Origin of the sequence: Streptomyces sp. NPDC021356 (assembly GCF_040641015.1) — a bacterium.
In the GTDB taxonomy this organism is placed as follows: domain Bacteria; phylum Actinomycetota; class Actinomycetes; order Streptomycetales; family Streptomycetaceae; genus Streptomyces.
Genome location: NZ_JBFACU010000004.1, coordinates 130,834 through 148,799, shown reverse-complemented (window position 1 = coordinate 148,799; position 17,966 = coordinate 130,834). Strand labels below are relative to the sequence as shown.

The following is a 17,966-nucleotide window of genomic DNA, read 5'->3' as shown; positions in this document are numbered from 1 at the left end:
TCACCGGCGGCGCAGGATCGCCCCCAGCCCCCCGGTCGGCGCGTCGTCCTCCATCAGGGGCGCCACCGGGGCCAGCGACAGGGCGGCGGCGTCCGTGGCCACGGCGGAGCGGATCAGTGCGTCGTCGGCCCGCGTCGACCAGGAGTGCCGCTCGCCGAGCGCCTTCAGCTCCGTACGGCGCGCGGCCAGCTGGTCCGGGTCCTCACCGATCCACACCTCACGGTGGGCGTCCGCCGCCTCGGGCCGGATCAGCAGCTCCTCCAGAATGTGTTCGCGGGCCGCCTCGACCAGCGCTGGCACGCCCTCCACGGCGCCGGACCGGCCCTCCTCGTCGGGGGAGCGGGCGGCCCGGAAGCGGTCCAGCTCCTCGTCGATCCGGTCGCGCACGTGCTCGGCGCGCAGCTGTTCCACGTCCTCGTCCAGCAGCCTGCTGCCGAAGCCGTGCGTGGCCTCCACCACGCGCTCGTGCAACCGCCGGGGCAGCCGTCCGCGCACCTCGTGCCGCTCCCGCTGGTCACCGACCATGATCAGCAGATCGGCCCGCGTCTCCTCCTGGCACACGCTGAGGGCGTCCGCGATCTCGGCGGCGTTGTGCTCCCAGGTGTTCTCCACCTTCAACTGGAAGTGCCGCTCCGACCAGTCGACGCCGCCGGCGCCGTGGACGGGCCACTGCCGGCCCACCACCGCGCCCGCCTCCCGCCGCCCCAGCGCGCTGCGCAGCTCGAAGTCGGCACCCTTGCGGTCGACATAGGCCACGATCGCGACCGGGTCCTCGCCCGCCAGGTCCAGCAGCGGCCCCACCCGCGGCAGCGGGCCCCACTCGGCCCGGCTGCCGCCCTGCGGCGGACGCGCCAGGCGCGGGTCGAGGACCACCGCCCCGGCCCGCGCGAAGAAGGCCCGCCCGTGCGGATCGGGGGAGTGCCGCAGTTCCTCGATCGCGTCCCGGACGGCGCGGCAGGTCGCCTCGTCGGCGCCCCGCTGCGCCAGCTCCCGCGCCATCGCCCGGGCCGTCAGGTGCAGCTCGCGGGCGGTGTCATCGGCGGGCCGGGAGGTGTCCACGTACACGGAGGCCCAGGGACCCGGGTGTTCGTACAGTGGATGCAGAAAGGCGAGATCCATGGCTCCCTCCCGGGTGCCGTTCGGTGGCAGTGCACGCCGGGCGGGTACCCGGAGGGCATGGACGAACACGACGAGCGGGGCACCACCATGACCGGAGTCGACCCGGGCCGCCTGGACGATCAGCAGCTCATGAAGGAGCTGGAGACCATCCACCGCACCCGCCACGACACCCTGCTGTACGGGTCCAACGACGCGCTGCGGGTGCACAACGACCGCATGGCCCAGTTGGAGGGCGAGTACCTGCGCCGCAATCCGCGGCGCCCGGTCGCCGCCGGCCGGACCCGGGAGGGCGCCAGGGAGCGCTGCGGCGGAGGGCCGGCGACACCGGGCACCTGAGCCGTGCCCCGCCGCACGGTGCGCCCCGCTGCAGGGCGCTCCCCGCCGCACGGCGCTCGGCCGGGCTCCGGCCCGCTTCCAGTTCCAGCGTTGTCGTGCCCCCGTCGGCGTGCCCGCGACGTCGTCGTGCCCGCCGGCCCGCTTCCTGCGGTGGGCCGGCGGGCACGTGTGCGGCGTGGCAACGTGGCGTCGCGCTCAGCCGGTCCGCTGTCCGAACACGTCGAGGAACGCCTCGCAGAACGCCTTCAGGTCGTCCGGCTTGCGGCTGGTGACCAGCGTGTTCGGGCCGTTCCCGCAGACCTTCACCTGCTCGTCGACCCAGGTGCCGCCCGCGTTGCGGATGTCCGTGCGCAGGCTCGGCCAGGACGTCAGCACACGGTCGCGCAGGACGTCGGCCTCGACCAGGGTCCACGGCGCGTGGCAGATCGCCGCGACCGGGCGGCCCTGCTCGAAGAAGCCCTTCACGAACGCCACGGCCTTCTCGTCCGTGCGCAGGAAGTCCGGGTTGGCCACGCCACCCGGCAGGACCAGCGCGTCGAAGGAGTCGGCCGAGGTGTTCCCGACGACCTCGTCGACCGGGAACGTGTCCGCCTTGTCCAGGTGGTCGAACGCCTGGATCTCGCCCGGCGCCGTGGACACCAGCACGGGTTCGTGCCCGGCGTCCTTCACCGCCTTCCAGGGCTCGGTCAGCTCGACCTGCTCCACGCCCTCGGGTGCGGTCAGAAAAGCGATGCGCATGATGGTTCGGAGTCCTTTCGTCGCCCTCGCCCGTGGGGAGGGCGGTTCGCCGTCGGCCGGGGGTCTCCCGGCGCGCGTCGGCCCGGTCCGGGCCTACGCACGGTCCTCGCGGGCGGGCCGTTCGGTGTGGGTCAGTTCCTTGGCCAGCTCCTGGACGTTGGTGTACCGCGCCTTGCGCGGCAACCGCTCCAGCGCGCCGATCAGCGCGTCGGGGGCGTTCTTGCGGCGCAGCACGCGGGCCAGTTCGGCCGGGCCCGCCGGGAAGGCGCTGCGGCCCAGGATCCTGGCCAGCTCAAGGCGCACGGTCTCCAGGGAGGCCCGGGAACCGCCCGGGGCCACCGGTCCGCCCCAGACCTCCGGGTCGTCCTCGGCGGTCGGCTCCGGGTCGTGCCACTCCTCGCTCCGCGTGGGATGGCCGGACCGGAGCAGTCCCTGCAGTTCGTGCTTCATCTCGTCGTCACGGTGGACACTCAGCCGGTCACTGCCTCGCTGCATGTCTCCCTCCAGATCGTCGGGGGTGGCTGCCGCGTACCCGTGCACGCGCGACCGACACGGCCTTTCCCCGCCGGATGAGGCCCCTGCCCCACTCGGTCACCGGCGCGGCGCCCGGCCCGCTTCGGGCACGGCTGCGGGCGCGTGCGCCACGGCTGCCGCGGGGCGGCGATCCGTGCGGGCCGGCGGGTGCGGTCGTACGGCGGCTGCCCGGCGGTGGCGCGACGGCGGCGGGCTCGCTCGGGCGGGTGCGGTGCCGGGAGGGGGGAGTGGCTGCGGGGGCGGCCGGCCGTCACCCGATAGGCCCCCGGTTTCCCGCGAATGGGGCTCGGCCGCGCGCGGCCCGTGACCGCGGGGGCTGTGATGGCGGGGAAGGCACGCGCGATGTGCCGTCCACCGTCCGCCCGCCGGTCCGAGGAGTCCCGCCCATGCGCCGTACCGCCGCCCCCCGCGCCCTGTCCGCCGTCGCCCTGGCCGGCCTCATAGCGGGCTCCGGCGCGTCGGCCGTCGCGGCTGCCCCGGCGGCGGACCGCCCCGCGGCGCTCGCCGGCCCCCTCGCCGACGCCCTCGGGCGGCCTCCTTCCGCCGGTCTCGACGGCAAGACCCGCGCGGGCGGCGCCGTCCGTGCCGCGGAGCGACGGGGCCCCGGCGCGGCGGAACCGGGACCGGTACCCGGCGACGGCCTCCCCGGGTTTCCCGCCCTCCCCGCCCCGGGTGACGCCCCTGGGCCCGCCCTCCCCGGCCCGGGTGACGCACCCGCCGGGCCCGCCCTCCCCGGCCCGGCGCCGCGCGCCTCCGGCCCCGACGGCGACGTACTCCTCGACCCCGCCGAGGACCCGCTGCTGCAGGACGCGCTCGCCCACGACCCGGCCGTCGGTGCCTCCTCCCCGGCGCTCCTCCCCGACCGCCCCGCCGGCGGCGTCTCCTCGTACGATGCCACCCGCGGGGCCTCCCCCGGGCCCTCTCGCGACGCCCCCTCGGCCGCCTCCGGCCGCGACCAGGCGACGCACACCTCACCCGCGCGCACGCCCGCCCTGGGCGAGGCCACGCGCGGCCCGGCCACCCGCGACCCCGCCGCTCGCGACTCGGCCCCCCGCGACCCGGCCACCCACGACTCCGGCTCCGCCTGCGGCGACCGTGCGGGTGGCGGAGCGGGAGACAGGGCGGGCGGCGGGGACTGCCCGGGTACGGCTGCCGAGCACGGCGTGCAGGCCGGCACCGGCGGCTCCCTCACCGCGTCCCTGCCCGCGCTGATCGGCGGCGGCGCCCTCATCGCCCTCGCGCTCTGCGGCGCCGCGCACCGGATGTGGCGGCACAGGCGAGCGGACGGCTGACCGGGCCCGGGACAGCGCATGGGTCCGCGGCCGTGGCCGCCCGCGCCCCCGGCGACCCGGCCCGGTGGTCATGGAACACCGCCGGCCGGGGTACCCGCACGCCGGGACCCCGGTTGCGACCGGCGCCGCCGCACCGACCGCGGGGCCCACGGCACGATCGGCGGAAGCGGGCGACCGACCGCCCCGGGGTGCCGGCGCGGACGGACCCGCGGCGGCCCCGGCGGAGGGCGCCCGTCCCCGAACGGCCCGGCGGCGGCACGGCACGGCACCAGGAACTGCGCGGAGGTACCCATGCGGCGGACGGCCCCCGAAGGCCACGGACCCGTCCGCTACGGGCCGTCCGCCCTGCCGGACGACGGGCTGCCGCTGCTCCCCGAACTGTCCGCCGCGCTCGCCGCCGCCGCGGGACGCCGCCCGGACCGCCCCGTCGGCGGCGGTACCGGGCTCCTGGACGCGGCGGCCGGCTACTGGCTGCGACGCGGGCTCGCCACCCGGCCCGACCGGGTGGCCGCCGCGCCCGGCGCCCCCGCCCTGCTGCTCGCCCTGACCGCCGCGCTCGGCGGCGACGTCCTCGTGCCCCGGCCCTGCGCGGCCTGGTGGGCGCCGTACGCACGGCTGCTCGGCAGACCCGCCTTCCCCGTCGTGACACCGGCCGAGTGCGGCGGCGTACCCGACCCCTACGCCTTGCTGGAGACCGTACGCAGGGTCCGCGCCGAGGGCGGCGACCCGCGGCTGCTGGTGCTGTCCGTCGCCGACGACCCGACCGCCACCGTCGCACCGCCGGAGGTGCTGCACGAGACCGTCGAGGCCGCCGCGGGCGAGGGCCTGCACCTGGTCAGCGACGAGACCTGGCGCGACACCGTGCACGCACCGCACGCCACGGTGCTGCTCAGCCCCGCCGAGATGCTGCCCGAACGGGTCACCGTCGTCACCGACCTCGCCGGCGCCTTCCTGCCGGGCGGGTGGCCCGCCGCGATCGCCCGCTTCCCGGCCGGCGCCACCGGCGACGCCCTCCACGCGCGCGTGCTCGACATCCTCACCGCGCTGGACGCCCGCCTCGCCGAACCCGTCGCCGCCGCTGCCGCATACGCCCTGGCCGAACCCGAGCCCGTCACCGCGCGCCTGAGCGCCACGGTGCGCCTGCACGCGCGCGTGGCCGCCGCCCTGCACGCCGCGGTGGTCGCCGCGGGCGCGCTGGCCAGGCCGCCGCAGGCCGGCCGCCACCTCTACGCCGACCTCGGTCCGCTGCGCCCCGCGCTCGCCGCCCACGGGGTCGGCGACGCGCAGGAACTGGAGGACTTCCTCGGCGCGCGCCTGGGCCTGAGCGCGCCCGGCGGCCACCGTTTCGGTGACGACCTCGGCGCGCTGCGCGTGCGGCTGGCCGGTGCGGAGCTGCTGGGCGGCACGGACGAGGAGCGGGCGCAGTGCCTGCTGTCCCCCGAGCCGCTGGAACTGCCGTACCCGCGACGCGCGTTGACCTCCTTGAGGTCCGTCTTCGACGATCTCCGTGACGACGCCCGGCGATGGGAGCCTCCCCGATGACGCAGCAGTCCGAGCCGACCACGCCCCCCTACGCCGCCCCCGCGGCCTCGCCCCTCCGGGACGCCGACGGCGCCGCGGCCCCGTCCGCGCTCGCCTCACCGGCCGCGCCGTCCCCGCCGCTGGCCGAACCGCGGCCGCTGTGGGAGCGGCGGGTGTGGCCGCGCGCCTTCCACGACCGGCTCACCGCCCCGCTGCCCGGTCTGAAGGCGCTCGCCCGCTTCGCCCGGGAAGGCGCGGTCCGGCCGGGCAAGGACGGGCTGGCCGACATCGCCCTGCTGCCCTACGAGCCGGGCCCGCTGCCCCGGGTGGACAGCCGCACCGTCGCCGTCACCTGGGCGGGGCACGCCAGTTGGGTCGTGCGCATCGGCGGACTGACCGTGCTGACCGACCCGGTGTGGTCGCGCCGCATCGTCGGCACCCCGGCCCGCATCACCCCTGTCGGGGTCGCCTGGGCGGCCCTGCCGCGCGTCGACGCCGTCGTCATCAGCCACAACCACTACGACCACCTGGACGCCCCGACCCTGCGCAGGCTCCCGCGCGACACCCCCGTGTTCGTCCCGGCCGGGCTCGGCCGCTGGTTCCACCGCAGGCGCTTCACCCGCGTCACCGAGCTGGACTGGTGGGAGGCGGCCCAGCTCTCCGGGGTCCGGTTCGACTTCGTGCCCGCCCACCACTGGTCCAAGCGCACCCTCACCGACACCTGCCGCAGTCTGTGGGGCGGCTGGGTCCTCACCGCCCCCGACGGCCGGCGCGTCTACTTCGCCGGTGACACGGGCTACGGCCACTGGTTCGCGCGCATCGGCCGCCGTTACCCCGGCATCGACCTCGCGCTGCTGCCCATCGGCGCCTACGACCCCCGCTGGTGGCTGAGCGATGTCCACTGCGACCCCGAGGAGGCGGTCCGGGCCGCCTGTGACCTCGGCGCCCGCCGCATGGCCCCGATGCACTGGGGCGCGTTCGTCCTGTCCGCCGAACCGGTCCTGGAGCCCCTCACCCGCGTCCGCGCGGCCTGGGCGGAGGCGGGCCTGGCCCGGCAGGACCTGTGGGACCTCCCGGTGGGCGCGTCACGGGTGCTGGACTGAGCCCGGGCCGGCGGCGCCCCGAAGTGACGTGCCCCGGCCGGTCAGTTCGACCGGTGCGCCGGCGCCGACCGGCGGATCCTGCGCCACACGCCCGGGGCCACACCGACCAGCACCGTCAGCCCGATCGCGGCGACCACGCCCTCCCACGGCTTTGGGAACAGGGAACCGCCGAGGATGCCGATCACCTGGTACGTCACCGCCCAGGCCAGGCAGGCGGGCAGGTTGCCGCGGGAGAAACGGCGCAGCGGCCACTTCGCCAGCAGACAGGCCAGCATCACCGGTATCCGCCCGGCCGGGACGAGCCGCGACAGCACCAGCACCGCGACGCCGTGCTCGCCGAGCTTCTCCTGTGCCTGCGCGAGCCGGTCCTCCGGCGCGCGGGAGCGGATCGCCTCCAGCCAGCGCGAGCCGTTCTTCGAGCCGAGCCCCCGCCGCCCCAGCCAGTACAGCGTCGCGTCCCCGAGGAACGCGGCCAGCGACGCCGTCACGAACACCAGCGCCAGCGAGAACGGCGCCGTCTGGTGCACGGCGACCACCGCAGCCGAACTGACCAGCGCCCCGGTCGGCACCACCGGCACCAGCGCGCCGATCAGCACCAGCAGGAACAGCGACGGGTAACCGAGCGCCTGCTGCGTGGACTCCGGCGGCACCACCGTCGTCACGGCGGCGGCGAGCCGTATCACCGGGCGACCTCCAGCCGCGCACTCTCCCCGTGCCCGAGCCGGTGCACCGCCACACCCGGCGCACGCAGCGCCGCATGGCGCACGAACTCCTCACCCGGCGCATGGAACTCATGGGGGCGCACGGCGTCCATCCCGATCGGCCAGTACGTGCCGTAGTGCACCGGTACGGCGCTGCGCGGCGCGAGCCGGGCCAGCGCCTGCGCCGCCCGCCCGGCGTCCAGGTGCCCCTCACCGAGGTACGGCCCCCAGCCGCCCACCGGCAGCAGCGCGACGTCCACCGGCCCGACCTCTTCGGCCATCGTCTCGAACAGGCCGGTGTCCCCGGCGAAGTACGTCCGGGCGGCGCCCTCGACGACGTAACCGAGCGCCGGTGAGCGGTGCGGCCCGACCGGCAGCCGCCGCCCGTCGTGGCGCGCGGGCACCACCCGGACGACGAGCCCGCCGACCTCCACCCGGTCCCCGGGGGTCACCTCCGTCACCCGCAGCCCGGCGAGCCGGCGCAGCCCCGGCACCGCCCGTGGCGCGCCGCGCGGCACCAGCAGCCGGGTGCCCGGGGCGAGCCGCGCCAGCGAGGGGACGTGCAGATGGTCCGCGTGCAGGTGGGAGACGAGCGCCACGTCCGCGTGCCAGGCGTCCGGCGGCGGCAGCGCCCCGCGCCGGCGCCGCAGATGCGCGAGGCGGCGGGCGAACAGCGGATCGGTCAGCACACGCACGCCCGAATCCTCGACCGTGCACGTCGCGTGACCCCACCAGGTGATCTCCACCGGCACTTCTTTGCCTCCTTCGCGCGACTCCCCCTGAGCCTACGTGCAGGGGTAGTGTCGGCGGCCAGAACCCGGAGGTGAGGGAGACTCCATGGGACATGTGCGGGACGCCCGCGGCCAGGCCGGCGCGACGCCGGTCCGCGTGACGGCGATCGCCAGCCTGACGCCCCTGGAGGAGCTGAACGAGGACCCCTTCCTCGTGGACTCCCGCGGCCAGCACGCGATGTGCGCCCGCTGGGCGGCCGAGCACGGCTACGTGATCGCGCGCGAGCTCCTCGTACGGGGCTTGCGCATCGACCACAGCGCCCTGTGGGACGGGGTCCGGCCGGGCGTCGACCTGTTCGTCGCCCCCAGCCGCCGGGTGCTGGAGCGGGCGCTGTCCTCGGTGGAGGAGTTCACCGCGGAGTGCGCGCGACGCGGCGTGCGCGTGGAGACGGTGGGCCGCGCCGAGCCGTCCTACGACGCCCAGATGAAGGCCTGCGTGCACCGCCGCCTCTCCATGCCCACCGCGGGCTACGACGGCAGGTAAGCCCCCCGCCCCCCTCCCACCCCCTGCTCCACGGCTGTCCACAGGCCCGCCGGGCCGGGCCGGGCGTGTGACAAGCTGGGGCGGGCCCGTGCGGACGACCGGGCCGGGACGTGAGGTGTGCGGGCGTGCGAGGCGGGTGGTGGCGGCGGGCCGCCAGTCAGGCGGGGCGCAGTGTCACGGTGTGGGCCGTCTCCACGGCCACGATGCTGGTGCTCGCCGGGATCCTGCCGGACTTCCGGCTCCAGTCCGCCGACGGTGACAGCGCCACCACCGTCGCCGTGACCGCGGCCCTCGGCGCCGGTGCCTTCGGTGTCCTGTCGGCCGTCGTCTGGCCGCTCCTGGTCCGGCTGCTGCTCCTCGTGCCGGCGCTCGTCCTCGGGCTGCTGGTGTTCTTCCTCAACGGCTCGCTCCTCCTGCTCGCCCTGCGCGTCAACCCCTCCGGGCACCCGCAGGCGGCCCCCGAGACCGCGGTGATCGTGGCGGCGGTGATGTCCGCGGTCGCCTCCGCGACCGGCGGCGCCCTCGCCGTCCGCGACGACGAGGCCTACCGGCGGCGGCTGCACCGGCTCGCCGACCGCCGCCGCAGACGGCAGCCGCCCTGCTCGGTGACGCCCGGCACGGTCGTCGTCCAGCTCGACGGCGTCGGCCACGACGTGCTGCGGGACGCCGTGGCCGAGGGCCTGATGCCGACCGTCGCCCGCTGGCTCGGCACCGGCGCCCCGACCTTCGCGGCCACCGGCGCCCAGCCCCTGGTGACCGCTCCTGTGGCCGCCGCGGGCCCCGTCGTCGCCCCGGGCGAGAACACGGGCGTGAGCGCCGCCGCCACCCACCGGCTCACCCCCTGGCGCACCGACTGGTCCAGCCAGACCGGCGCGAGCCAGCTCGGGATCCTGCACGGCAGCAACCACGACGTCCCCGCCTTCCGCTGGTACGAGAAGGAGACCGGCGAGGTGATGGTGTGCAACCGCCCCGCCGGCGCCGTGGAGCTCCAGCGGCGGGCCGTCGAGCGCACCCGCGACGGCGGACTGCTCACCGCGGACGGCGCCAGCCGCGGCAACCTGTTCAGCGGCGGCGCCGACGAACTCGCCCTCGTCCTGTCCGTCTCCGCGCGCCGCGGCCGGGACAACCGTTCCCGCGCGGGTTACTTCGCCTACTTCTGCGACCCCGCCAACGCGGTGCGCACCGCCCTGTCCTTCGGCGCCGAGGTCGTCCGGGAGATCGGCGAGTCCGTGCGCGCCCGGATCCGGGGGCAGCGCCCGCGGGTCTCCCGCGGCGGCCTCTACCCGCTCGTGCGTGCCTTCGCGACCGTCGTCGAGCGGGACGTCGTCGTGGCCGCCGTGATGGGCGACCTGCTCGCCGGGCGCACCGCCGTCTACGCCGACCTGGTCGCCTACGACGAGGTCGCCCACCACTCCGGGCCGCGCAGCCGGGACGCGGCGAAGGTCCTGCGACGACTCGACCGCGCGCTCGCGCTGATCGAGAAGGTCGCCGAGCACGCCCCGCGCCCGTACCGGATCGTCGTCCTGTCCGACCACGGCCAGAGCCCCGGCGAGACCTTCCACGCCCGCTACGGCCTCACCCTCGGCGACCTGGTCCGGGCCGGCTGCGGGCTGCACGTGCCGCGCAAGGCCGAGCGGACCAGGAGCGGGGCCGAGGCACGGGCCGCCGTACGGGCCGCGCTGCGCCGTCCCGTCGAGGAACCGGGCGAGCGGCACAGCGGTGCGGGCCGCCGCTCCGAGCCCGTCGTCCTCGCCTCCGGCAACCTCGGCCTGGTCTCCTTCCCGGACGTGCCGCACCGCATGAGCCGCGAGGAGATCGACGCGCGCCACCCCGCGCTGCTGCCCACCCTCGCCAACCACCCCGGCGTCGGCTTCCTGCTCGTGCGCAGCGAGGAGCACGGCGGCGTGGTGCTCGGGGCGCGCGGTGCGCAGATACCCCTGGCCGACCTCGACACGGAGCCCGGACCGCTGGCCGCCTTCGGGCCCGGCGCCGCCGACGCCGTCCGCCGCACCCACTCCTTCCCGCACACCGCGGACATCATGGTCAACTCCGCCTACGACCCGGCCGACGGCGAGGTCCTCGCCTTCGAGGAGCAGATCGGCTCCCACGGCGGCCTCGGCGGGGCACAGGGCCGCCCCTTCCTGCTGTCGCCGCTGACCTGCTCACCGCCCGCCGACGACGGCGCGGACCTCGTGGGCGCCGAGCGGATCCACCGGGTGCTGCGCCGCTGGCTGGGCGAGGCCGCCGACGGCCCGCAGGTGCCGCGCGAGGCGGAGCCGGAGGAGCGGGCCGCCTGACCGGCACCCGTCCGCCTGCCCGCCTCCCGCCTGCCCGACCGTCCGCCGGCCCGACCGGCTTCCACCTGCCCGGCCGCCCGCCTGCCCGGCCGCGCGACCGCCCGGCCGCCCGCCTGCCCGGCCGCCCGCCTGCCCGGCCGCGCGACCGCCCGGCCGCCCGCCTGCCCGGCCGCCCGGCCGCGCGGCCGCCCGACCGCTCGGCCGCGGGACGAGGGCTGACCGAGAACGCCCCGCGGCACGCACCGTTCCTCGGGTACGCGCGGCGCGGATGTGATCGGATGGGGGCGACGGAACCCGGATACGGGTGCCAAGGCGAAAGGCAGGAAACACACCGTGGCAACCACGCGTACCGCTCACACCTCCTGGGAAGGCAATCTGCTCGACGGCAGCGGCGTCGTCACCCTCGACTCCTCCGGCATCGGCGAGTACCCGGTGTCGTGGCCGTCGCGCGCCGAGCAGCCCAACGGGAAGACCAGCCCCGAGGAACTGATCGCCGCCGCCCACTCCAGCTGCTTCTCCATGGCGCTGTCGCACGGCCTGGCCGGTGCCGGTACCCCGCCCACCAGCATCCGGACCAAGGCCGACGTGACCTTCCAGCCGGGCGAGGGGATCACCGGCATCCACCTGACCGTCGAGGGCACCGTCCCCGGCATCGACAACGACGCGTTCGTCGCCGCCGCCGAGGATGCCAAGAAGAACTGCCCGGTCAGCCAGGCCCTGACCGGCACGACGATCACCCTGGACGCCAAGCTCGCCTGACCCGGCAGCAGCGCCCCCCGGCGCCGCGCCCCCTTCGCACGTTCTCGCGGCGAGGGGCGCGGCGCCGCCGTGTTTCCTCGCCCGCCTGGGTACCCGGAGTGGCAGAGGCGGAAAGGAGACGGCGATGGCACGTGCGGTCGGGATCGATCTCGGGACGACGAACTCGGTGGTGGCCGTCCTGGAGGGCGGCGAGCCCACCGTCGTCGCCAACGCGGAGGGCGCGCGGACCACGCCGTCGGTCGTGGCGTTCGCCAAGAGCGGTGAGGTGCTCGTCGGCGAGGTCGCCAAACGGCAGGCGGTCACGAACGTGGACCGCACCGCCCGCTCCGTCAAACGCCACATGGGCGACACCCGGTGGCGCTTCCCCGAGCAGGGCTCCGTCGACGGCACCCGCTACCGGGCGCAGGAACTGTCCGCCCGGGTGCTGCAGAAGCTGAAGCGGGACGCGGAGGCCTACCTCGGGGAGGACGTCACGGACGCGGTGATCACCGTGCCCGCCTACTTCGACGACGCTCAGCGCCAGGCGACCAAGGAGGCCGGGGACGTCGCGGGCCTGAAGGTCCTCAGGATCATCAACGAGCCCACGGCCGCCGCCCTCGCCTACGGCCTGGACCGGGGCGAGGAGCAGACCGTGCTCGTCTTCGACCTCGGCGGCGGCACCTTCGACGTGTCCCTGCTGGAGATCGGCGAGGGCGTCATCGAGGTCAAGGCCACCAACGGCGACACCCACCTCGGCGGCGACGACTGGGACCAGCGCGTCGTCGAGCACCTGGTCAAACGGTTCAAGGGGCAGTACGGCGTCGATCTGAGCAACGACAAGATGGCGGTGCAGCGGCTGCGCGAGGCCGCCGAGAAGGCGAAGATCGAGCTGTCCTCCTCCACCGAGACCTCGATCAACCTGCCGTACATCACCGCCTCCGCCGAGGGCCCGCTGCACCTGGAGGAGAAGCTCACCCGCGCCCAGTTCCAGGAACTCACCGCCGACCTGCTGGACCGCTGCAAGGAGCCGTTCCACCAGGCCGTGAAAGACGCCGGCGTCAAGCTCTCCGCCATCGACCACGTGATCCTCGTCGGTGGCTCCACCCGCATGCCCGCCGTCACCGACCTGGTCCGCGAACTCACCGGCAAGGACCCGCACAAGGGCGTCAACCCCGACGAGGTGGTCGCCGTGGGCGCCGCTCTCCAGGCCGGTGTGATCCGCGGCGACGTCAAGGACGTACTGCTGCTCGACGTCACCCCGCTGTCCCTGGGCATCGAGACCAAGGGCGGCATCATGACCAGGCTGATCGAGCGCAACACCACGATCCCGACCCGGCGCTCGGAGATCTTCACCACCGCCGCCGACAACCAGCCCTCGGTCGGCATCCAGGTCTACCAGGGCGAACGCGAGATCGCCGCGTACAACAAGAAGCTCGGTGTCTTCGACCTCACCGGGCTGCCGCCCGCCCCGCGCGGGGTGCCCCAGATCGAGGTCGCCTTCGACATCGACGCCAACGGCATCATGCACGTGTCCGCGAAGGACCTGGCCACCGGCCGCGAGCAGAAGATGACCGTCACCGGCGGCTCCGCCCTGCCCAAGGACGACATCGACCGCATGATGCGTGAGGCCGAGCAGTACGCCGAGGAGGACCGCTCCCGCCGCGAGGTCGCCGAGACCCGCAACCAGGCCGAGCAACTCGTCTACCAGACCGAGAAGTTCCTCCGCGACAACGGCGACCGGGTTCCTGCCGAGACGAAGAGCGAGGTGGAGTCGGCCGCCGCCGAGGTGAAGGGACTCCTGGAGCACGACGCCGAGACCACCGCCCTGCGCACCGCGGTGGACAAGCTCGCCTCGGTCAGCCAGAAGATGGGCCAGGCCCTGTACGCCCAGGCGCAGCAGAGCCCGGCGCAGGACAGCGGTGCCGGCACGGGGGAGCACACCGGGACGAGGGAGGACGAGGGCGTGGTGGACGCCGAGATCGTCGACGAGGACCGGGACGAGGGGAACACCAAGGGCCCGGCCGCCTAGGCCGTCACTCCGGACGGGCAAGGCCTGCGACCCGGTCACGCGGTGACCGTGCCCCGGCCGCCGGTGTCAGCAGCTCTCGCGGCACTCCCGCAGCAGCTTCCGGGTGCGTTCGGCCGGAGCGGCGCGGGCGATCATGTGGTCGAGGACCTCCAGGTGCGCGGAGACCTCCTTGCGCGAGTCCAGGTACAGCGCGCCGGTCAGGTACTCGGTGTAGACCAGGTCGGGCAGCTCCGGCTCGGCGAAGCGGAACAGCGAGAACGGCGCGTACGTCCCCGGGTGCGGGCCGTCCGCGAACTCCGCGACCTGCACCGTCACCCGGTCCCGCTCGGTGTACTCCAGCAGCTTGTCCAGCTGGCCGCGCATCACCTCGCCGCGGATGCTCACCGGCCGCCGCAGCACCGTCTCCTCGATGATCACCCACAGGTGCGGCGCGTCCGGCCGCTCCAGCAGCTCCTGCCGGGCCATGCGCAGCGCCACGTGCCGCTCGATCGCTTCCGGACCCGTCTGCCCGACCGTCCCGGCCTGCAGCACGGCCCGCGCGTACTCCTCCGTCTGGAGCAGGCCGGGCACGAAGTGCGGCTCGTAGGAACGGATCAGCCGGGCCGCGCCCTCCAGACTCACATACAGGCTGAACCACTCCGGCAGCACGTCGTGGTACCGCTGCCACCAGCCCGGCTCGTTGGCCTCCTCGGCCAGCCGCACGAAGGCGGCCGCCTCCTCCTCGTCGACCCCGTACGCCGCCAGCAGCACCTGCACGTACGGGATCTTCAGCGAGACCTCGGCCAGCTCCATGCGCCGTACGGTCGCGGCCGCCACCCGCAGCACCCGGGCGGCCTCCTCACGGGAGAGACCGGCCGCGTCGCGCAGCTCCTGCAGCCTCCTGCCGAGCACCACCTGCCCCACGGTGGGCGCGGGCCGCCGCTCACTCACGCCACGCCTCCCCACGCGCGCCGACATTCGCGCAGCAGTGTGTCACACCCGGTCAAGGCATCGTCGTGCGTAGGTATTTCACGGTCGCCGGGTCGGCCGGCAGGAACGTCTCGATCGCCAGCTCCGCCACCGTGACGTCCATGGGCGTGTTGAAGGTGGAGATCGACGACACGAACGACAGCACCCGGCCCTCGTGCTCGATCCGCATCGGCAGCGCGAAGTACGGCACCTCCCCGGCCGCCTCCTCCTCGACCGCGCCCGCCACCTGCTCCGGCAGCGGATACGCGGCCACCTCCTCGTGCAGTGCCCGCAGCGCCTCACAACGGTGCAGCGCGATCTGCCGCTCCATCTGCGCCAGCAGATGCCCGCGCCACTCGCGCAGGTTCCGGATGCGCGGGGCGAGACCCTCGGGGTGCAGGGTCAGCCGCATCGCGTTGAGCGGCTCGGTCAGCAGCCGCTCCGGGACCCCCTCCAGCAGCATCGCCACACCGCGGTTCGCCGCGACCACGTCGTACACCGCGTCGACCACCAGCGCCGGATACGGCTCGTAGCCCTGGATCAGCCGCTCAAGTCCCTCCCGCAACGCGCCGAGCGCCGGGTCGTCCAGCGACGTCTCCGGATAGTGCGGGGCGTAACCGGCCGCCAGCAGCAGCGCGTTGCGCTCGCGCACCGGCACGTCCAGGTGCTCGGCCAGCCGCAGCACCATCTCCTCGCTCGGCCGGGACCGGCCCGTCTCGACGAAACTGATGTGCCGGGCCGAGGAGTCGGCGCGCAGCGCCAGTTCCAGCTGACTGATCCGCCGCCGCTCCCGCCAGGCCCGCAGCAGCGGGCCCACGCCGCGGTCCGAGGGGGCGGTGGGGACCCGGACGTCACCGGTCGCGAGAATGGTCATACGTACGACCGTAGTCGAACCACTGCGAGGAGTGGGCGCATGAGCGAGTTGTGGAAGCCGTCCGGGGAGGCGACGGCCGTGTACCGGGCCAGGGTGCGCGGCTGCCTGCTGGGCGGGGCCGTCGGGGACGCCCTCGGCTACCCGATCGAGTTCAGCGCCCTGGACCGGATCCGCGCCACGCACGGCCCGCGCGGCCTCACCGGCCTGGTCACCGCCGCCGCGGAAGCCGGAGAGGTCGGCCTGATCAGCGACGACACCCAGATGACCCTGTTCACCGCCGAGGGCATCCGCCAGGCCCAGCAGCAGGGCCACGGCACCCGCCTGGGCAGCGGCGGCTTCCGGCTGGTGCGCTGGGCCTACGAGCGCTGGCTGGAGACCCAGAGCCGCACCGGACCGCACGCGAGCGAACTCGCCCGACCCACCGGCGGCTCCTACGCCGGCCCGCGCGGCGGCCTGGTCACCGAGGCGTGGCTGTACTCCCGCCGTGCGCCCGGCAACGCCTGCATGTCCGGCCTCGCCCTCGACCTCGTGCCCGACCCCGCCGCCGTGCTCGGTGCGCCCGGACCCATCAACTCCGACTCCAAGGGCTGCGGCGCGGTGATGCGCTCGGCGCCCTTCGGGCTCACCGGCGCCGGCCCCGAGTCGGCCTTCGACAGCGCCGCCCGCTGCGCCCAGATGACCCACGGCCACCCCACCGGCTACTACGCGGCCGGCGCCTTCGCCGCGATCATCGCCTGCGTCGTGGCCGGGGACTCCGTCGAGGGCGCGGTGCTGCGCTCGCTGCGCCTGCTCGGCCGCCACGCCGGCCACGAGGAGACCACAGCGGCCCTCACCGGGGCCCTGGACCTGGCCGCCGAGGGCAGCCCGAGCGCGGAGCAGGTGGAACGGCTCGGCGCCGGCTGGGTCGCCGAGGAGGCCCTGGCCATCGGCGTCTACGCCGCCCTCGCCGCCTCCGGTGTCGAGAACGCCCTGCTGCTGGCCGTCAACCACTCGGGCGACAGCGACTCCACCGGGTCGATCTGCGGCAACATCCTCGGCGCCCGGTACGGCGACCACGGTCTGCCGCACGCCTGGGTGGAGCGCGTGGAGGGACGGGCCCGCATCGCCGCCCTCGCCGACGACCTGGCGGCCGGATCCGTGCCCGCCTGACCTCCGCCCGCCCCGCGGACGCGGGACCCGGCGACCTTCCTGTGGCAGGCTGAACAGGGCAGGCTGAAGGGGCGGCCGGACCGGTTCGCCCGCAGACCGCCACCACAGGCGCGCCGTCCGGCGACGCCCAGGAAGGGAGCCGGCCCATGCCCGTAGAACCGCTGTCGCAGAAGGAGATCGAGGACCGGCTGGCGGAACTGCCCGGCTGGTCCCTGGACGGCGACCGCCTCACCCGTTCCTACCGGCTCGGCTCGCACTTCGCGGCGACCGCGATGGTCGTGCACATCGCCCAGGTGCAGGAGGAACTGGACCACCACTCCGACCTGACCCTCGGCTACAACACCGTCTCCCTCAGCGTGAACACGCACAGCGCGGGCGGCGCCGTCACCGAGCTGGACTTCCGGCTCGCCCAGCGGGTGCAGGACCTGGCGCCGGTCCACGGCGCGAGCTGAACCGCGCCGGACGGGACCGGGGGGCCGCGTGCTGGACTACGACGAGGAAGCCGAACGCTACGACACCGCGCGCGGCGGCGAGCCCCGGGCCGCCGCCGCGGCCGGTGCGGTCCTCGGCCTCCTGCCCGAGGGCACCCGTCACCTGCTCGACGCCGACTGCGGCACCGGCATCGTGACCCGCCGCCTCGCCGCCGCCCGTCCCGCGGCGCGGGTGACCGGCGTGGACCTGGCCCCGGCCATGACCCGCAGGGCCGCCGCGCGGCTGCCCGGCGCCGTCGTCCGCGCCGACATCCGCCGCCTGCCCTTCGCCGACGGCCTCTTCGACGCGGTCACCAGCGTCTGGCTGCTCCACCTCGCACCGAGCGACACCGACGCGCGCGCCGTCGTCGCCGAGTGCGCCCGCGTACTGCGGCCCGGCGGGGTGTACGTCACCACGGTCGACAAGGCCGCCGCGCACAACGTGGGCAGCGACATCGACGCCGTGCTCGCCTCCCGGCCGGCGAGCCCGGCCCGGGACGCGGAGGGCCTGGTCACCGGGTACGCCGTCGCGCTCGGCCTGGTCCCGGCGGCAAAGGCGCGCTTCTGGGGGCGCGGCCAGGGCCGCAGCCCCCGCCGTACCGTCGCCGACCTGCGGCGCGGCTGGTTCGTCACGCTGCCGCCCGGCGATCCGCTGGCCGACGGCTTCGCCGCCCGGCTGGCAGCCCTGCCCGACCAGGACCGGCCGCGCCCCGATCCGGTCTTCGGCCTGCGCGCGTTCCGCAAGCCGGCCGCCGGCTGAGCAGCAAGGGCGCGGCGCGTCCGCTCCTGCGTCGTCTTCAGCAGGCGTGTGCGTCTTCGTCAGGGAGGCATGAACCGGTTCC

The 17,966-nt window shown here is 75.6% G+C and carries 18 protein-coding genes; 11 read left to right on the top strand and 7 right to left on the bottom strand.

What is annotated here, in order from left to right:
- Nucleotides 1-1,119: a Vms1/Ankzf1 family peptidyl-tRNA hydrolase gene (locus AB0G56_RS06540; protein WP_360964612.1), complete on the bottom strand. Its 1,119-nt coding sequence runs from the start codon at nt 1,117-1,119 to the stop codon at nt 1-3.
- 57 nt (nt 1,120-1,176) lie between these two features.
- Between AB0G56_RS06540 and AB0G56_RS06535 the strand changes: the two genes are divergently transcribed.
- Nucleotides 1,177-1,455, top strand: a complete 279-nt coding sequence (locus AB0G56_RS06535) for a DUF6158 family protein (RefSeq protein ID WP_360964609.1) — start codon at nt 1,177-1,179, stop codon at nt 1,453-1,455.
- Between the two features lie 195 nt (nt 1,456-1,650).
- On the opposite strand, the gene AB0G56_RS06530 is transcribed toward AB0G56_RS06535, so the two are convergent.
- Both AB0G56_RS06530 and AB0G56_RS06525 read right to left on the bottom strand, forming a co-directional pair.
- Nucleotides 1,651-2,193 carry a type 1 glutamine amidotransferase domain-containing protein gene (locus AB0G56_RS06530; RefSeq protein WP_360964606.1) on the bottom strand — a complete coding sequence of 181 codons (543 nt, stop codon included), beginning with the start codon at nt 2,191-2,193 and terminating at the stop codon, nt 1,651-1,653.
- A 93-nt stretch (nt 2,194-2,286) separates the two neighbouring features.
- Nucleotides 2,287-2,688, bottom strand: a complete 402-nt coding sequence (locus tag AB0G56_RS06525) for a DUF2795 domain-containing protein (protein ID WP_360964604.1) — start codon at nt 2,686-2,688, stop codon at nt 2,287-2,289.
- 425 nt (nt 2,689-3,113) lie between these two features.
- Here AB0G56_RS06525 and AB0G56_RS06520 point away from each other — a divergent pair, with 425 nt between their 5' ends.
- The 3 genes from AB0G56_RS06520 (at nt 3,114) to AB0G56_RS06510 (ending at nt 6,643) form a co-directional block, all read left to right on the top strand.
- Nucleotides 3,114-4,019 carry a hypothetical protein gene (locus AB0G56_RS06520; protein ID WP_360964601.1) on the top strand — a complete coding sequence of 302 codons (906 nt, stop codon included), beginning with the start codon at nt 3,114-3,116 and terminating at the stop codon, nt 4,017-4,019.
- Nucleotides 4,020-4,310: 291 nt separating this feature from the next.
- Nucleotides 4,311-5,561 (top strand): aminotransferase class I/II-fold pyridoxal phosphate-dependent enzyme, encoded by a 1,251-nt coding sequence (locus AB0G56_RS06515; protein WP_360964598.1) that lies wholly within the window; start codon nt 4,311-4,313, stop codon nt 5,559-5,561.
- The gene (locus AB0G56_RS06510; RefSeq protein ID WP_360964596.1) at nt 5,558-6,643 is read left to right on the top strand and encodes an MBL fold metallo-hydrolase; all 1,086 of its coding nucleotides are present in this window, start codon (nt 5,558-5,560) and stop codon (nt 6,641-6,643) included. Before AB0G56_RS06515 ends, AB0G56_RS06510 begins: the two co-directional genes overlap by 4 nt.
- A gap of 41 nt (nt 6,644-6,684) precedes the next feature.
- Here the strand turns inward: AB0G56_RS06510 and AB0G56_RS06505 are convergent, their stop codons facing one another.
- Both AB0G56_RS06505 and AB0G56_RS06500 read right to left on the bottom strand, forming a co-directional pair.
- A complete protein-coding gene (locus AB0G56_RS06505) occupies nt 6,685-7,326 on the bottom strand; it encodes a DedA family protein (RefSeq protein ID WP_360964593.1) in 642 nt (213 codons plus the stop codon).
- Nucleotides 7,323-8,096, bottom strand: coding sequence for an MBL fold metallo-hydrolase (locus AB0G56_RS06500; protein WP_360964590.1), 774 nt, complete (start codon nt 8,094-8,096; stop codon nt 7,323-7,325). The genes AB0G56_RS06505 and AB0G56_RS06500 overlap by 4 nt, the downstream gene beginning before the upstream one ends.
- An 85-nt stretch (nt 8,097-8,181) precedes the next feature.
- Between AB0G56_RS06500 and AB0G56_RS06495 the strand changes: the two genes are divergently transcribed.
- The 4 genes from AB0G56_RS06495 (at nt 8,182) to dnaK (ending at nt 13,683) form a co-directional block, all read left to right on the top strand.
- The gene (locus AB0G56_RS06495) at nt 8,182-8,619 is read left to right on the top strand and encodes a hypothetical protein (RefSeq protein WP_360964588.1); all 438 of its coding nucleotides are present in this window, start codon (nt 8,182-8,184) and stop codon (nt 8,617-8,619) included.
- Nucleotides 8,620-8,744: 125 nt separating this feature from the next.
- Nucleotides 8,745-10,916, top strand: a complete 2,172-nt coding sequence (locus AB0G56_RS06490; RefSeq protein ID WP_360964586.1) for a phage holin family protein — start codon at nt 8,745-8,747, stop codon at nt 10,914-10,916.
- Between the two features lie 333 nt (nt 10,917-11,249).
- The gene (locus AB0G56_RS06485) at nt 11,250-11,675 is read left to right on the top strand and encodes an OsmC family protein (protein ID WP_360964583.1); all 426 of its coding nucleotides are present in this window, start codon (nt 11,250-11,252) and stop codon (nt 11,673-11,675) included.
- 124 nt (nt 11,676-11,799) lie between these two features.
- A complete protein-coding gene (dnaK, locus tag AB0G56_RS06480; protein ID WP_360964580.1) occupies nt 11,800-13,683 on the top strand; it encodes a molecular chaperone DnaK in 1,884 nt (627 codons plus the stop codon).
- A 66-nt stretch (nt 13,684-13,749) separates the two neighbouring features.
- Here the strand turns inward: dnaK and AB0G56_RS06475 are convergent, their stop codons facing one another.
- Both AB0G56_RS06475 and AB0G56_RS06470 read right to left on the bottom strand, forming a co-directional pair.
- Nucleotides 13,750-14,613, bottom strand: coding sequence for a helix-turn-helix transcriptional regulator (locus AB0G56_RS06475; protein WP_360964577.1), 864 nt, complete (start codon nt 14,611-14,613; stop codon nt 13,750-13,752).
- 52 nt (nt 14,614-14,665) lie between these two features.
- Nucleotides 14,666-15,505, bottom strand: a complete 840-nt coding sequence (locus AB0G56_RS06470) for a helix-turn-helix domain-containing protein (RefSeq protein ID WP_360964574.1) — start codon at nt 15,503-15,505, stop codon at nt 14,666-14,668.
- Nucleotides 15,506-15,544: 39 nt separating this feature from the next.
- Here AB0G56_RS06470 and AB0G56_RS06465 point away from each other — a divergent pair, with 39 nt between their 5' ends.
- From AB0G56_RS06465 to AB0G56_RS06455, 3 genes are all read left to right on the top strand, one after another.
- Complete coding sequence (locus AB0G56_RS06465) at nt 15,545-16,654, top strand: ADP-ribosylglycohydrolase family protein (protein ID WP_360964571.1); 1,110 nt, start codon at nt 15,545-15,547, stop codon at nt 16,652-16,654.
- A gap of 146 nt (nt 16,655-16,800) precedes the next feature.
- Nucleotides 16,801-17,106, top strand: coding sequence for a 4a-hydroxytetrahydrobiopterin dehydratase (locus AB0G56_RS06460; protein WP_360964568.1), 306 nt, complete (start codon nt 16,801-16,803; stop codon nt 17,104-17,106).
- 28 nt (nt 17,107-17,134) lie between these two features.
- On the top strand, nt 17,135-17,884 hold the full coding sequence (locus AB0G56_RS06455) for a class I SAM-dependent methyltransferase (RefSeq protein WP_360964565.1): 750 nt from the start codon (nt 17,135-17,137) through the stop codon (nt 17,882-17,884).
- The last annotated feature ends 82 nt before the right edge of the window (nt 17,885-17,966 follow it).

Bases quoted from the DNA above. Each gene is read 5' to 3' on its own strand.
- dnaK (WP_360964580.1), top strand. From the start codon at position 11,800: ATGGCACGTGCGGTCGGGATCGATCTCGGGACGACGAACTCGGTGGTG.
- AB0G56_RS06530 (WP_360964606.1), bottom strand. From the start codon at position 2,193: ATGCGCATCGCTTTTCTGACCGCACCCGAGGGCGTGGAGCAGGTCGAG.
- AB0G56_RS06535 (WP_360964609.1), top strand. From the start codon at position 1,177: ATGGACGAACACGACGAGCGGGGCACCACCATGACCGGAGTCGACCCG.
- AB0G56_RS06465 (WP_360964571.1), top strand. From the start codon at position 15,545: ATGAGCGAGTTGTGGAAGCCGTCCGGGGAGGCGACGGCCGTGTACCGG.
- AB0G56_RS06495 (WP_360964588.1), top strand. From the start codon at position 8,182: ATGGGACATGTGCGGGACGCCCGCGGCCAGGCCGGCGCGACGCCGGTC.
- AB0G56_RS06525 (WP_360964604.1), bottom strand. From the start codon at position 2,688: ATGCAGCGAGGCAGTGACCGGCTGAGTGTCCACCGTGACGACGAGATG.
- AB0G56_RS06460 (WP_360964568.1), top strand. From the start codon at position 16,801: ATGCCCGTAGAACCGCTGTCGCAGAAGGAGATCGAGGACCGGCTGGCG.
- AB0G56_RS06515 (WP_360964598.1), top strand. From the start codon at position 4,311: ATGCGGCGGACGGCCCCCGAAGGCCACGGACCCGTCCGCTACGGGCCG.
- AB0G56_RS06520 (WP_360964601.1), top strand. From the start codon at position 3,114: ATGCGCCGTACCGCCGCCCCCCGCGCCCTGTCCGCCGTCGCCCTGGCC.
- AB0G56_RS06510 (WP_360964596.1), top strand. From the start codon at position 5,558: ATGACGCAGCAGTCCGAGCCGACCACGCCCCCCTACGCCGCCCCCGCG.
- AB0G56_RS06470 (WP_360964574.1), bottom strand. From the start codon at position 15,505: ATGACCATTCTCGCGACCGGTGACGTCCGGGTCCCCACCGCCCCCTCG.
- AB0G56_RS06540 (WP_360964612.1), bottom strand. From the start codon at position 1,119: ATGGATCTCGCCTTTCTGCATCCACTGTACGAACACCCGGGTCCCTGG.